Genomic DNA, 673 nt, shown 5'->3' with positions numbered 1-673 from the left:
CTTTCGGACCAGACCGGCACCGTCGCGCTGATCGCCGCGAATGCCTACGTCGTGTTCTTCAACGTCAGCTGGGGCCCGGTCATGTGGGTGATGCTGGGGGAGATGTTCCCCAACCAGATTCGCGGCTCGGCCCTGGCCGTCTCGGGCTTCGCGCAGTGGATCGCCAACTTCGGCATCTCGGTCAGCTTCCCGGCGATGGCTGCCGGGCTCGGCCTGCCGCTGACGTACGGGTTCTATGCGCTCAGCGCCTTCCTCTCGTTCTTCTTCGTGCGCGCCATGGTGACCGAGACGCGCGGCCGCACGCTTGAGGAGATGGCGGCTTGATCCAGCTGCGTTCGGGCAGCAGCGAAGCCACGCTGCTGCCGCATCTGGGCGGGTCCATCGGTTCGTTCGCGGTCGGCGGCAGGGACATCCTGCGTCCAACCCCGGCGGACGCCGCGAGCCCGCTGGACGCCGCCTGCTTTCCGATGGTTCCTTACGCCAACCGCATTGCCGATGGGCGCTTCTCCTTCGCGGGAAAGGACTATGCCCTCCCCCGCAACGTCGCGGGCTTCGAGCATCCGATCCATGGTCTCGGCTGGATCATGCCGTGGATGGTCAGGGCACAGGAGGCCGACCGCGCGGTCCTCACCTGCATGCATTCGGCGGACGCGCACTGGCCGTGGGACTGGTC

General features: G+C 67.3%; 2 protein-coding genes. Both read left to right on the top strand.

The window, feature by feature from the left end:
* Positions 1–324: MFS transporter (locus PKE80_RS25175; RefSeq protein WP_271184825.1), on the top strand; the 324-nt coding region annotated here is incomplete at its 5' end.
* The coding region (locus tag PKE80_RS25170; RefSeq protein ID WP_444980979.1) for an aldose epimerase family protein at positions 321–673 on the top strand (353 nt) is incomplete at its 3' end. The genes PKE80_RS25175 and PKE80_RS25170, both read left to right, overlap by 4 nt.

This window comes from Novosphingobium resinovorum (assembly GCF_027922145.1).
Taxonomy (GTDB): domain Bacteria; phylum Pseudomonadota; class Alphaproteobacteria; order Sphingomonadales; family Sphingomonadaceae; genus Novosphingobium; species Novosphingobium resinovorum.
Note: the sequence above shows the minus strand (reverse complement) of the source record. Positions and strands in the feature narration are given on the sequence as shown.